The following is a 13,701-nucleotide window of genomic DNA, read 5'->3' as shown; positions in this document are numbered from 1 at the left end:
TTTCTACTTGACTAGTTTGGTTAGGTAGTCAGCGATCTTCTCAAGCTCAACGTTTTGAGCTTCACCGGTTGCGCGGTCCTTCACTTCCACCACGCCGTCAGCCAAACCGCGGCCGACCACCACGATGGTGGGGACACCGATGAGTTCTGCGTCGGAGAACTTCACGCCTGCGGAAACCTTGGGACGATCGTCGTAGATGACGTCCAGTCCGCGTGCTTCCAAGTCCGCGACAAGGTTGTCAGCTGCTGCGAATAGTTCCTCGCCCTTACCGGTGACGACGAGGTGCACATCTGCGGGTGCAACAGCTCGCGGCCACACGATGCCCTTGTCGTCGTGGCTGGCTTCGACGATCGCAGCTACGGCACGCGTAACACCGATGCCGTAAGAGCCCATCGTGACCGTGGTGAGCTTGCCGTTCTGGTCCAGAACCTGTAGGCCAAGTGCCTTCGCGTACTTCTGACCGAGCTGGAAGATGTGTCCCATTTCCATGCCGCGCGCCAATTCGAGTGGGCCGGATCCGTCTGGAGCCAAGTCGCCTTCGCGAACTTCGGAGGCTTCGACGATGCCGTCCCACGTGAAGTCGCGACCAGCGACCAAACCGAAGACGTGCTTGTCTTTCTCGTTGGCGCCCGTGATCCATTCGGTTCCAGGAACCACGCGAGGATCGACGAGGTAATGCAGGCCCGTCTTGGATCCTTCTGCACCCAACAGCACGTTGTCCGTGCCGAGAGCTGGGCCAAGGTAGCCCTTGACGATCAGCGGCTGAGTCTTGAGGTCCTCATCTGTGGCTTGCTCAACGGAAACTTCGCCGCCGATGCCCAGGATGCCGCCGATGGTTGCTTCCATGCGCTTGGTGTCTACGTTGCGGTCGCCTGGCAAGCCCACAACCACAAGACGACGTTCGCCTTCTGGTGTGACCACGGCGAGGACGACGTTCTTCAACGTGTCCGCGCCAACCCACGGGCGATCTTCGCGCGGCTTGATCTCGTTCGAGGCGTTGACGAGCGTCTCGATGGTGGGGGTGTTCGGGGTGTCGTGTACTTCGAACGCAGGCGCGTTCGTGTAGTCGATAGATTCGGGCACCACGGTGGTCACGGCTTCAACGTTCGCGGCGTAGCCGCCGGCCGAACGAACGTAGGTGTCTTCGCCGGCCGCGGATGGGTGCAAGAACTCTTCAGATTTGGATCCGCCCATGGCGCCCGCGGTCGCCTTTACAACCACGATTTCAAGGCCGAGGCGCTCGAAAATCGTCAGGTAGGCGGCACGGTGCGCGTTGTATGCGGCTTCCAAACCTTCGTCGTCGATCGTGAAGGAGTATGAGTCCTTCATGATGAATTCGCGACCGCGCAGGAGCCCAGCACGCGGACGTGCTTCGTCGCGGTACTTGGTCTGGATCTGGTACAGGTACACAGGGAGGTCCTTGTACGAGCTGTACAGGTCCTTCACCAAGAGGGTGAACATTTCCTCGTGCGTTGGTGCAAGAAGGTAGTCCGCTTCTTTGCGGTCCTTGAGGCGGAAAATGCCGTCGCCGTATTCGGTCCAACGGTTCGTGGCTTCGTAAGGTTCCTTCGGCAGCAAGGCTGGGAAGTGCACTTCCTGAGCACCGATCGCGTTCATTTCGTCGCGAACGATGTTTTCAACCTTCCCAAGAACCTTCAGTCCGAGCGGTAGCCAAGAGTAGATGCCCGGGGCAGCGCGGCGAATGTAGCCAGCGCGCACGAGGAGCTTGTGGCTCGCTACTTCGGCGTCAACAGGATCATCACGCAGAGTGCGCAAGAAAAGCGAGGAAAGGCGTAGTGCCACGATGAGTTAGTCCATTCTGCGATGCGTCCATCGCGTCAAATGTGTAATGCGCGTCTTGCGAGAGCTCAACGGTAGTTGAAGTCCTCGCGACACACGCAACGCAATGAGAACTACTTTAATGCAGTTTCGGCGATAGACCGCCATAAGCAGCACTACGCTCCAAACACATCGAAGCATCTAGCCTCAACTTTTCAGCATTTACAGGCTCAGATTCTAAGTGTCGTGATGCTCAGCTAGATTCTTTGACGGATCAAGAAGTCCGACCTCACGCCCTCCGGCTGGTCGGCTGGCAACCGCGCAACGCGCACGGTGCCCCCGGAGGAAGATCTGCTCGCGGCAAGTTGCCGTGGGAAGAGCGAAAGGAAACCTGATTTGTCTCAGAACACCGCTACCCTCGGCCGTGTCTACATGGTCGAAAACGCCATCGGTCAGCCTGCTGCCGTCGTGAAGTTGGACGAACATACTTGCTGGTACTACCGACCAGGGCACAAAGTTCATCCGATCCAGGTCCGACTGGCTATGTCGGAGCCCATCATCGGGACCGTCACCGACATCGAGATTCTCAACGAGAACTCCTTCGAATGCTCCGTCAATGGTGAGCGCATCGCCTGGTTCAACCACAACGCGCAAGCTATCCCTGTTGATCAGACGGCCGTGCTGCGTGGTCACTCTGTCATCCAGTTCTTGGACGAGTCAGGCAGCTCATCCTTGATTACGTACGCAAAAGCCGAAGACTGGCGAGTCTGTCTGACTGACCCAGAATTTCTCACCAATTCTTAGGCGTCGGTAAGCAGTTCCCGTCGTCTGGTCCGGCGTTGTTGCTTAACGCCGGACCGTTTCTATGTGGTTGTCAGGGCACGCCCGTCGTGCTCACCAGTGGTGTCTAGTGGCGTGACGGGGTGTCACGATCAGGCTGACCCAAACCTCGGATCACCTGAAGCTTTTCGAAACGGACTCGAACCAATCCCACGAACCAACCAGGAAGCATCGGGCGCCCCTTAAGACACTTCCGTAGTGTGGGCACGCGCGCTTCATCAAGGCGCGGGCGTCTTGGCTGGTGTTAGGGTGTGAGGCCGTGGCGGAAGTAGTGGTTTCGTAAAGGGATCTGGTTGGGGTCGACGGCTTTCGGTGGAACCCAGTACGGGACCCCGGAACTAACGTTGATTCGCCAGTCGGTTTCGTGCACGAGTTGATGATGGTAATGACACACCAGTGCCCCGTTATCAATCGTGGTCGGACCGCCTTGGGACCATTCCTTCACATGATGGGCTTCGCACCCATCCGCCGGAACCGTGCACCCCGGGGCAGTGCAACCGAGATCTCTCGTATACAAGATTTTGCGTTGTTCTTGAGTGAACAACCGTTGCGGCTCCCCCACATCCAACACCCTGCCCTCACCATTCAACACAACCGGCAGGATCTGCGCATCACACGCAATCTTACGGATCATGCCCGGATCTACCGGGCCTAGCTGGGCTGAATGCGATAAATACTTCTCATCAGCTGCCACCCGACCCTGCAACGTTTCCAAGTCGATCGCGACCATTACTTGGGGTCGTAACCCACCGTTGACTGGTAGCTTCTTAGACTCCAACCCAGCCCGCACACTACGCACCAAACCGTCGGCAAGCTTTTGCGCGCGAGTGCGCGAATCCTTCAACACCTCCGGCACCTCATGAACGTCACCATTCACATCAAGGCACGACCCCGTGCTCCCCGAGGTGGTGGCATTCGGGGTTATGGCGTTACCCGCTTCATCCGTGGTGCCCTTGGCGCCGCCAGAGGTGCTGGCATCAGTGCCGGTGGTGGTTTTGACGCGGGGGTTGGCTTCGAAGGTGGAACCGGCTGCGATGACGGCCCATTGTTCGTCGTCGAAATAGAACTCCCCATGATTCAAACCGTATTTGCGTCCGAGTAGGTGCAAGCCTTGGAACTGACGCTTGAGCTCATCAGTCGCGGTGACATTGTTGGTGTTGAGTCGGTTCAACCAGTTCTTCGCCACTGTGGACACTAACGGGCATCCTCCGGTGCGGTTAGCCCCCACCAGGGCGGCTTCCATCCCCTCACGCGTCGCATCAGCATCCACGCCTTCGGTAGCACTGGCGATGGTTTCGGCTTTACTGATCTCCCGAACCATGGTGGTTGCAGCAAGCAGGGACATGTTCCCGTTCATGAACACATCAGCCACCAGTGGGAGTTTCGCGCCCAGGGATTCCCCGTACTCGTCGAGTCGGTCTCGTAACCCCTCTGCCACGCTGAGGCGGCGCCGGATCTCGGCTTTAGATACCCCCAAATGGGCGGCGAGCTCTTCTTCCGGGTTCTTAGACCGCAACCGGTTCCCGGAACCCGTAGCAGCTTCCCGGGACGCAATATCAACAAACTGTTCCGCCGCATGGACCTGGCCGCGGGCGATCTGGTGGGATAGTTGTTCGATCAGTCCCGCGCATTCTTTCCACGCACCCCGAGACATCGACGCACCCATCAACGAATCCATCGCCGACGAAACAGCCTCGTGGATCAGCCGAAACCGGTCAACCCCACCCCCAGCAGGCAGAGCAGCACGAGGTATAGCAGCACCGCTCGCGGCAAGCGGAGAAGCACCAGTTGGTGCGGTGTCGGTAGTTGGGTGAGTGGGTTGGATTTCTAGTGCGGTAGTCATGCGTTCAGGCCCCCAGCCTTCGAACTTTCGAACACTTTTATTCTACCGAAGAAACATTCGAAACACCACCCCCGCAACACCCCTGTGCACAACAATCACCTGTGCGTGAAACACACCAGAAAACCCCGCAAACGAACGCCAGAAAACAAATACGACGCCGCACCCCACCTCCCATAACTACCCCACGAAAACCGGGGGCAAGAAACAGAAAGCGAGCTACGACGTCGTACTAAATGTTGTAAGTGAAGCGCTACTTCAGCTCAGCAACCGCTGCGTTCACCAGCTTCTCGAGCTTCGCAACACCTTCGGCCGCGGTATCACCGGTGGTCGTGGCAGAAATCGCGACATTACCCTTGACCGCCTGGGCAATGTAGGTGCTGACCTTCTGGTCCATGATCGCAATGTCTTGCTGCAACGCGGTGGCAGAATCGGCATCCGTGCTGATATCCAGAGACTTCACGGCCGCTTTCACCTCGAGCCCCTGCATCTCCAAGGAGTAGGTCTTGCACTGAGCATCCATGTCGCCGAACTTGGACATGTCCGAATTCAGCTGGGACGAATCTTCGTAGGACATGAGCGTGATGCCACTGCTGGTGCCGGCTGCCGCATCCGCGGCGGTGTAGGCGGCAACATTCACAGAGTCCAGCTTCGACGAAATGTCGCTAATCGCCTGCAAGTCAGCGCACGTAGCAGGGGTGATCTTCATGGATTTGACGAGCTCTTCGCTCTGATCAGCGGAGGCCAAAAGCTTAGCCTCACTCATCACCACGGCACCGGTTTCACCCTTGGAAAGTTTCGTGACGATGGCCTCGAGCTCCTCGGCGGTGTATCCGCCCACGGCACCGCCTGCAACTGCGGACGATGACGCAGCTGAGGTCTCGCTCGAAGAGGCCGCTGCGGAGCTACTTGCGGAGGTTGAGGCCGCCGAAGTCGCAGCTGACGAGGACGCACCAGAGGCAGACGATGAAGACGCGGACGAAGAAGAGCTTCCACCCGAAGAACTACAACCCGTCACTGCGAGGGCGAGCGCAAACGGTACTGCGATCAAGTACTTCTTTTTCATGGCATTCCCCCGTGTGAGTAGTGAGCTACTCCACAACGATATACCTAAAACCCCAACAAATGAACTAATTCAGTTCAGCGACCGCGGCGTCCATGAGCTCCTCAAGTTTCGCAATACCTTGAGCGTCAGAGTCAACGAAAACGCTCGCGCGAATCGTCACGTTTCCGTGTTGCGCAACCGCAAGGTAGGTCCTCATTTTCTGGTTGGCGGCCACATAATCCCGCCGCCAGGACGTCACGGATTCCGCGGTGGTCGTGATCTGCACCTGTGTCAGCGCGGTTTTCATAGTCACGGCAGCGGTCGGAACATCCACCGTATAGTTACTGCACTCGCCCGTCACGAGGCTTGGAGCCGGCACGGAGGCCTCCGCCTGCCGGCTGTTGGCGAAAGAGGTCAGCATCACGCCGAATCGCTCGTTTCCGCCAGTGGGATCCATGACGTCAAAGGCGGCGACGTTCAGCCCTTCGTACTGCGACTTAGCGGCCTCAACCGCGTCCATTGTCCCGCAAATGGCTGGCGCGTAGGTCATGCTTCCGGGCGAGGCCATGTCCTCCGTTGCGTCCGCGATGAGATCGTCTTTGTCTGACACCACCGCGCCGTTGATGCCACAGGCTAGCTTGCGAACGATCGCTTTGAGTTCGTCCGCGGTGTACCCACCGATGGATTCGCTCGAAGATTTGGAGGACGACGACGCAGCTGTAGTCGCGCTCGAAGCGGCGGCTTCCGTGCTACTTGAGGAAGCGACAGCACTACTGGCGGAAGATTGAGAGTTACCTATAGAGGAAGAGGTACTTACAGACGAAGGGCCGGCGCCACATCCAGTGATGAGAAGAGTGATGGCGAAGGGCAGGGCGATGAGGTGCTTCTTATTCATGGTTTCCCCCGAGAATGAACAGCGAGCTACCTCACAAACTTATCCCAAGCACACCACAATTAGAACCTAAAAAAGTACTGTTGCGAACTCGCCAATTTCTTCAAAACCAACGCGGCGATACACATTCACAGCGGTCTTGTTGTAGTCGTTGACGTAGAGGCTCACGATGGGCGCCACTTCCAAAGCGATGTCAATGACGGCGGCCATGTAGGACTTCGCCAGCCCGTGACCTCGCACGGAAGGGTTCATCCACACGCCCTGGATCTGGGTTGCCCGCGGGGAAACATTCCCGAGCTCGGCTTTGAAGACCACTTGACCATCGGGGTCGCGGTCCACGAGCGAATACCCGCGGCTAATCAGGGTCTGCACACGCTGTTCGTAGTACGCACGCCCGGTGATGAGCGGCGAATACCCCAGCTCCTCTTCAAACATCGCGGCGCAGGCCGGAAGCATGACGTCGAATTCGTCCACCCGCGCACGCCGAAGCGTCGGCGCGGACACCACTTCAGAAGGCGAAGATTGCACCATGAGCGGCTGATGAGCCCGCACATCCAGCGCCTTCTGATGCCCTGATTGAAGGGTTGACCAAATACCCATGACCCCGTCAGAGGGACCAAATACGGAGGAATAGCGCTGCCCTGCACGCAACAAAGCGAGCCCAAATTCCTGGCCCGCCTCAAAATCAGCGTTGACCGGAACCACATTGGAACCCACCCAGCATGCGGAACGCAAGCCTGCGTCGTCGTACTGGCCAAAGACCATCGCCCGCCCGCCGGAGCGGTTCATGGGGTGGCCGTTATACAGGTACGAATCGAGGAAAATATTGGAGACGGGATCCAAGGCCACAAGGGCCTTAAGATCCTCGCGCTCCTCTTCACCGAGGACCCGGATGGTCGGGGAAACGAGTTCCCCGGGCTCACCGCGGAACTTAGTGAATCGTGACCACGGGGCCACCTTGGACAGTATCTTCGCCATCCGTTCCCCCGCTTTCCTCTGCGATTCGAAGGGCTTCTTCGATCAAAGTCTCCACGATCTGATCCTCAGGCACCGTCTTGATGACTTCACCCTTAACAAAGATCTGACCCTTGCCATTGCCCGAAGCAACGCCCAAGTCCGCTTCGCGAGCCTCGCCCGGACCGTTCACAACGCAACCCATGACGGCCACGCGCAACGGAACCGTCATGCCCTCAAGGCCAGCGGTCACTTCCTCAGCGAGCTTGTACACGTCCACCTGAGCACGGCCACAGGATGGGCAGGACACAATCTCAAGGCGGCGTTCACGCAGGTTCAAGGACTGCAGAATCTGCAATCCCACCTTGATTTCCTCCACGGGAGGCGCGGAGAGGGACACGCGAATGGTGTCGCCGATGCCCTGCGAAAGCAGCGCGCCGAAAGCCACGGAGGACTTGATGGTGCCCTGGAACGCAGGACCGGCCTCGGTAACACCCAAGTGCAATGGCCAGTCGCCGCGCTCGGCGAGCATCTCATACGCACGCACCATGACTACCGGGTCATTGTGCTTGACGGAGATCTTGAAGTCGTGGAAATCGTGCTCTTCAAACAAGGACGCTTCCCACACGGCGGATTCCACGAGCGCTTCCGGAGTGGCCTTGCCGTACTTGTCCATGATGCGCTTGTCCAAAGAACCGGCGTTGACGCCGATGCGGATGGAGGTGCCGTGATCCTTGGCAGCCTTCGCAATTTCCTTGACCTGATCATCAAACTTGCGGATGTTGCCCGGGTTCACTCGAACAGCCGCGCAACCGGCCTCAATCGCCGCGAAAACGTACTTCGGCTGGAAGTGAATGTCCGCGATCACAGGGATCTGCGACTTCTTCGCGATGATCGGCAACGCCTCAGCGTCGTCGGCGGAAGGGCACGCCACACGCACAATGTCACAACCCGCAGCGGTAAGTTCCGCGATCTGCTGGAGCGTGGCATTGATGTTCGTCGTAGGTGTGGTGGTCATGGACTGGACGCTGATCTGCGAGTCCGAACCCACACCCACCGAACCAACCTTGATTTGACGCGTCTTACGGCGCGGAGCCAAGACGGGTGGTGGTAAGGACGGGATGCCAAGGTTGACGGCTGTCAAAATTCCTCCGAGAAAGACTGACTGAGTATCTAAAGTTTACGCGTACTGGGAAAGCTCGCCAGTGACGGGCTCCCACTCAGTGACCCGGAGATTCTTCACAAATCCAAGGCGGTTGAACGGGTCCTGCGCCAGCACGTCGCGAAGCTTTTCTTCGGTTGCGGCGGCGAAGAGCAAAAGCGCTCCGGAACCATCCGTGTACGGGCCAGAGGCCACCAATTTCACGTTCTCAATATCCGTCAATGACGCCAACAACGCACGGTGATCCGCACGGTTCTCGCTGCGTCCTTCTTCGGAACCGGGCTCATAAACGTACTCGACTGCATAAACACTCATGCATCTAGGCTACTGGTAAGAGACAAACCAAGGCTTCGGTGTGACTGTTTCAAAGGTCTCTTCAGGGGTAAATGTGGGCGAATCCTCATCAATGAAGTTCTTCCAGGCCAGCCATATGCCATCCGGAAGATCCTTCCGCAACGCATTCCAGGTGGCGAACTTGGATTCTCGCCCGCCGTTCCCGTCCGCATGCAACACCGTGGCGAGCTCCGGATGATCGGCCTTCACCTGATCCCGGTCCTTGATCATGGATTTCCGGAATTGGTGCAGCACAAAGATCTTCTGCGGGAGTTTATTCTCACGCGTCAGTGTGGCGAGCCAGTCAGAAACCTCGTTGACTTCCACGGCTTCCACGGACCCGATTTGCACCATGTGCTTCTGCCCCGGTCCCAGTCGCCATTCCGGATCCAGCGCCAATCCCACATGAGGTTTCTTCAGAAGCTCCTCATACAGCTTCGCCTGCGTGAGGAAATCATTGCGCCCCGGTTGCAAATCCAACACCACATACACACCGGCTTTTTCCGCAGCGTCAATGTAGGGCATGAGCTTAGAAATGGGCGTCACCGACGAGTACTGTCCATCTGCTCCCGGCGCGGCCGAAGCGATGGTAGTGATGATCTCGAACGCGGGCTGCACTGGTTCGGTGCTGAACGGCTGATATTCGGCGGCCAGCTCCTTGACTCGGGCAACGGATTCCTCGGGGCCCTGCTCGCCGAGTAGCCCCAACGCTCCGGTTCCCGGATGCCCGTAGAGCGCTACAAAGCGACGGAACGGGAAGACCACTTGCCCGCCTCCGGGCAGTTCCACTCCTGCGGTTGCGCTCTCGGCGAGACCGGCGAATTCCTCCGAAGACGCGAAATCAGTTCCCACCGCAATCGCGTGTTTATCGCCCACGTTTTTGATTGCCTCGATGGTGCCGCTGGTGGCGCGCGGATCTGCGGATTCCAGCTCCACGAGTGTGCCACCTGCGCCTTGCAAGCTGCCCAACGCTGCCGCCGTGCCCACTTCCTGGCGGGACGCGGCGGTAGTGAAGATGATGAATCCATCCGGTCCGGTAGCAGCGGAGGCAGGGGCACTGGCCGAAGACGTATCCTGCGCGATCGCTACCTCATTCACGCTGACATCCCCAAAGAGCGCCTTTTCGGCGTCAGAGAGATTCGAGTTCTCAGGGAGAATTATTTCTGTTGCTTTGAGTCGCTGAATTTCGGTTTCCAACGCTTTTTGCGCCGCGGAGGAGGAATCCAGGAGCAGCATCGGCGCACCCTGGCGCGCAGCTTCAGCGGCAAGGATTACGACGGCGTCTGCTTGGCTCGAGCGCGCCACATACACTTTGGGGCTACTTGCGAAGACGGCCTTGCTCGCGGCCATCGAGGCTGCGGAGCCCTTCGAGTTGACGCTGGAGAAAGCGGCTGAGGGCTTCTGTGTCATGGCGCCGGCGGCGGTGACGTGGTGATCGCGGGAGAGCTGACTTTGGGTCTGATTCTGCTTTTCCGAGGTCTCGTCAATTCCCCCGGTGCAGCCGCTGATTCCCAGCGCGGCAACCAGAGCAATGCTGGTCAAAAGTACAGATTTTCGTGCCACGATCTCCCCCTTGAAATGTTCACCATTCACGCTACCGGCAGGGCCAGATGAGGCGAAGGCGGCGCACCGCTTATGACAAGAATGGCAAGTACGAGGAGATTGGGACGCCTTCTCAGAAGCGAGAGATGACTCTAGAAGAGCGAAATAGGCTTCACGATGTCCGCGTAGATCAGCAGTCCGCCCATGGCGAAGAGTCCAATAGCCACCACATAGGTCAGCGGCAAAAGCTTGGCAATGTCCACCGGTCCCGGGTCCTTGCGCTTGAAGAGCTTTGCGAAGAAACGGCGAACGCCTTCCCACAAAGCGCCCAAGATATGCCCACCGTCGAGAGGCAACAGCGGAATCAGGTTGAAGACAAACAGGGCAATGTTTAGGCTGCCAACTAGGCTCAGCAAAGTAGCAAAACGATCCTTGAGCGGGATTTCCTCCATCGCTGTAATTTCACCCGCAATACGTCCTACGCCCACCACGGACATGGGGCCGTTGGGATCGCGAGGGGCAGATGAGAAGGCCGCATTCGCCACCGCCACCAAACGCGCGGGAAGATCCAACACAATTCCTGCCACCGCGCTGACGTTTTGCCCCACCAAGGCGGGAACTTCGGTAATAGGTAGCGTCATCATTTTGGTTTGAGACCCCATTCCTACAAAGCCAACGTTCACGGTTTGGTAAGAACCGTCGGCGTTGGTAATGGCCCGCCCGTTGATGTCCACAGCGGGACGTTCGGTGAGCAACGGCTTGATGGTGGTCTCGTGAGAAACACCGTCACGAACATAAGTAATAGGAACGGACTGACCGGCCGCGGGGCGGATGAGAGACGTCAAGGTGTTCCAGTCCCGCTCGCCCACGCTCACACCGTTGAAGCTGGTAATAACATCGCCAGGCCGCAGGCCTGCAACGTAGGCCGGTGCAGCTGGGTCAGCCGGCAAACATTCTGAGGAATCTCCCGCGGCTTGGCGCTTTTGCTGTTCGGCTTGCGTCACTACACATTTGTAAACTTCAGAAACGGTAGTGGTGCTTTGCACGGTTCCAAAACCAGTCACCACAATGGCAATAAAGAAGAACCCCAAAAAGAGATTCATGAACGGCCCGCCGAGCATAATGATGATGCGCTTCCACACGGGCAACTTGTAGAACATCCGGTTCTCATCACCCGGCTGCACGCGCTCCGCCTCAGCCTTACGTGCATCATCCGCTAGTTGCTGAAACAACCCCGTGGACGCTTTGCGCACCGAGCCATCGCGAGCCGGCGGATACATGCCTACCATCGCAATGTAACCGCCCAGGGGAATCGCTTTAAACCCGTACTCGGTTTCGCCTTTTTTGCGCGACCAAATGGTGGGACCAAAACCGATCATGTATTGCGGCACGCGCACGCCAAAGATTTTCGCCGGCACCAGGTGCCCCACTTCGTGCAGGGCGATGGACACCGCCACACCTATGGCGATAACAAGAACACCGAGAATAAACAACAAAACCGTCACAACGTACCCCAACGTTCGTGGGCCGCATTTCGTGCCCACCGCTCAGCCTCTAGCACCGCGGCAACTGATAATTCGCGCCCAACTATAGCGGCGTCGTCGTAATTACTGACAACCTCCGCCAAGGTATCCACGATGTCAAGGAAACCAATTTTCCCGTCATGGAACGCATCCACGGCTTCCTCGTTCGCCGCGTTGAAGACTGCCATGTGCGTAGCGCTGGTTTGCGCTGCCTGCTTCGCCACCGTGATTGCCGGAAAAGCCTCGTGATCCACGGGCTCAAAAGTCCACGTGGCAGCTTGACTCCAATCGCACGGCGCGGTGGCACCTGGCACGCGATGCGGCCAGCCCATCCCCAACGCAATCGGCAAGCGCATATCCGGCGGGCTAGCTTGGGCGATCGTGGATCCGTCCACAAATTCCACCATGGAATGCACCACGGATTGCGGATGCACTACGGGCTCAATTCGGTCCAACGGAATATCGAACAAAAGATGCGCCTCAATCAGTTCCAGCGCTTTATTCACAAGCGTGGCCGAATTGGTAGTCACCACCCGGCCCATATCCCACGTGGGGTGTGCGAGTGCTTGTGACGGAGTAACCTGCACCAAGTCGGCGCGCTTTTTTCCGCGAAAGGGCCCGCCAGACGCCGTCACGATCAGCCGGCTCACTTCAGCGTGCGTCCCGGACGTGAGCGCTTGCGCCAACGCCGAATGCTCCGAATCAACGGGGACAAGCTGCCCCGGCGCGGCCGCCTGCTTGACTAGCGCACCTCCCACTATCAGCGATTCCTTATTAGCGAGCGCCAATAATTTTCCAGCGTTGAGCGCGGCGAGCGTAGGTGCCAAACCAATGCTTCCCGTAATGCCATTAAGTACGACGCCGCCGCTTCCCTCCCGCGCAATCCTTTCCGCCGCGTCGGGGCCCGCGAGAATTTCGGGACGATAATTAATTGCCCCAGCCTGCTCGCTCGCTTCCTTGATGGCTTGGGCCATTGCGTCCGTGGAAGCACTCGCGGCACCAACGAGGGGCGCCTTGGTGCTCACTGCTTGTTGCGCCAAAAGCGGCACGTTCGAGCCGCCGGCTAGGGCGGACACCGTGAATCGCTCAGGATTTTTGGCAACAACGTCTAGACCTTGCGTACCAATGGAGCCCGTGGACCCTAGAAAAATGACGCCGCGTTGGCCGGAACTAGATTCGGGAGCTTGGAAAGTCACTCACCCATTATCCCTTTGTGGCTGCCCACTCTTTTCCCTTACGTTCAATGTCCATGGGTTTGGGTTGAGGGCACGCGCGAAGTGCGGCATCGGCATCCCCGCCAGTGTTCATGATTTCTAGCCACGGATACCAGGAGGTTCCACTATATGTTTCAACCCAGACGTCCTCGCTGGGTGCTTCCGAAACACGGAATCCCTTGCTTCTAAGACACGTTGCGCTTTCTTGAAGTAGCGCATACAGACCATGGAAATAGCTTTCGTCAGCGGGCGGAAGTGGCGGCTCTTTGCCCACTTCTTTGATGCAGTCCGCATCCAAGCCTTCTTCGGAAAGAGGCCGCCCCTTTGCATAGGGCTTATCGATGCCTTCGCCGTCCGCAGATATTTTTGCATCCGCTCCGTATCTTCTGGCGCACTCAATGTATTTTGTTCGCCAATCGGCGTAGAGCGCATTGTATTCGTCGTAGTTGCTGGGAGTGGTACTCGCCGCCTTTTCTTGGGGTGCAGAGCAACCAGTCACCGCAACACCAGCGGTGGCAATGGCCACGAATACAAACGCAAGCTTCTTCGCGACTCCTTGCAGTGGAAATCTGTTCAT

Annotated in this window: 12 protein-coding genes and 1 riboswitch; of the genes, 1 reads left to right on the top strand and 11 read right to left on the bottom strand. The window is 58.0% G+C overall.

Annotated elements, in window-relative coordinates; all coding sequences use genetic code 11:
• Positions 1-3: 3 nt before the first annotated feature.
• Positions 4-1,803 carry a proline--tRNA ligase gene (locus tag HD598_RS01430; RefSeq protein WP_071893822.1) on the bottom strand — a complete coding sequence of 600 codons (1,800 nt, stop codon included), beginning with the start codon at positions 1,801-1,803 and terminating at the stop codon, positions 4-6.
• 248 nt (positions 1,804-2,051) lie between these two features.
• Positions 2,052-2,165: riboswitch (SAM riboswitch) on the top strand.
• 10 nt (positions 2,166-2,175) lie between these two features.
• On the opposite strand from HD598_RS01430, the gene HD598_RS01425 reads away from it, so the two are divergent.
• Positions 2,176-2,583 (top strand): hypothetical protein, encoded by a 408-nt coding sequence (locus HD598_RS01425; protein WP_071893823.1) that lies wholly within the window; start codon positions 2,176-2,178, stop codon positions 2,581-2,583.
• A 280-nt stretch (positions 2,584-2,863) separates the two neighbouring features.
• Here the strand turns inward: HD598_RS01425 and HD598_RS01420 are convergent, their stop codons facing one another.
• The 10 genes from HD598_RS01420 to HD598_RS01375 form a co-directional block, all read right to left on the bottom strand.
• Positions 2,864-4,462 (bottom strand): HNH endonuclease signature motif containing protein, encoded by a 1,599-nt coding sequence (locus HD598_RS01420; protein WP_183663318.1) that lies wholly within the window; start codon positions 4,460-4,462, stop codon positions 2,864-2,866.
• Positions 4,463-4,712: 250 nt separating this feature from the next.
• Complete coding sequence (locus tag HD598_RS01415; protein ID WP_183663316.1) at positions 4,713-5,525, bottom strand: hypothetical protein; 813 nt, start codon at positions 5,523-5,525, stop codon at positions 4,713-4,715.
• A 64-nt stretch (positions 5,526-5,589) separates the two neighbouring features.
• Positions 5,590-6,399 (bottom strand): hypothetical protein, encoded by an 810-nt coding sequence (locus tag HD598_RS01410; RefSeq protein WP_183663314.1) that lies wholly within the window; start codon positions 6,397-6,399, stop codon positions 5,590-5,592.
• Positions 6,400-6,465: 66 nt separating this feature from the next.
• The gene (locus HD598_RS01405) at positions 6,466-7,374 is read right to left on the bottom strand and encodes a GNAT family N-acetyltransferase (protein ID WP_183663312.1); all 909 of its coding nucleotides are present in this window, start codon (positions 7,372-7,374) and stop codon (positions 6,466-6,468) included.
• Positions 7,328-8,494, bottom strand: coding sequence for a flavodoxin-dependent (E)-4-hydroxy-3-methylbut-2-enyl-diphosphate synthase (gene ispG, locus HD598_RS01400; RefSeq protein WP_183641410.1), 1,167 nt, complete (start codon positions 8,492-8,494; stop codon positions 7,328-7,330). The genes HD598_RS01405 and ispG overlap by 47 nt, the downstream gene beginning before the upstream one ends.
• A 36-nt stretch (positions 8,495-8,530) precedes the next feature.
• Positions 8,531-8,827 carry a YciI family protein gene (locus tag HD598_RS01395; protein ID WP_071893829.1) on the bottom strand — a complete coding sequence of 99 codons (297 nt, stop codon included), beginning with the start codon at positions 8,825-8,827 and terminating at the stop codon, positions 8,531-8,533.
• 9 nt (positions 8,828-8,836) lie between these two features.
• Positions 8,837-10,408, bottom strand: a complete 1,572-nt coding sequence (locus HD598_RS01390; RefSeq protein ID WP_183663310.1) for a cell wall-binding repeat-containing protein — start codon at positions 10,406-10,408, stop codon at positions 8,837-8,839.
• 131 nt (positions 10,409-10,539) lie between these two features.
• The gene (locus HD598_RS01385) at positions 10,540-11,892 is read right to left on the bottom strand and encodes a M50 family metallopeptidase (RefSeq protein ID WP_183663308.1); all 1,353 of its coding nucleotides are present in this window, start codon (positions 11,890-11,892) and stop codon (positions 10,540-10,542) included.
• Positions 11,889-13,106 (bottom strand): 1-deoxy-D-xylulose-5-phosphate reductoisomerase, encoded by a 1,218-nt coding sequence (gene dxr / locus HD598_RS01380; RefSeq protein ID WP_183663306.1) that lies wholly within the window; start codon positions 13,104-13,106, stop codon positions 11,889-11,891. The genes HD598_RS01385 and dxr overlap by 4 nt, the downstream gene beginning before the upstream one ends.
• A 7-nt stretch (positions 13,107-13,113) precedes the next feature.
• Positions 13,114-13,701: a hypothetical protein gene (locus HD598_RS01375; RefSeq protein ID WP_183663304.1), complete on the bottom strand. Its 588-nt coding sequence runs from the start codon at positions 13,699-13,701 to the stop codon at positions 13,114-13,116.

The organism is Neomicrococcus aestuarii (assembly GCF_014201135.1).
GTDB lineage: Bacteria > Actinomycetota > Actinomycetes > Actinomycetales > Micrococcaceae > Neomicrococcus > Neomicrococcus aestuarii.
The sequence above is the reverse complement of the archived record's forward strand: the minus strand, read 5'-3'. Positions and strand labels throughout refer to the sequence as shown.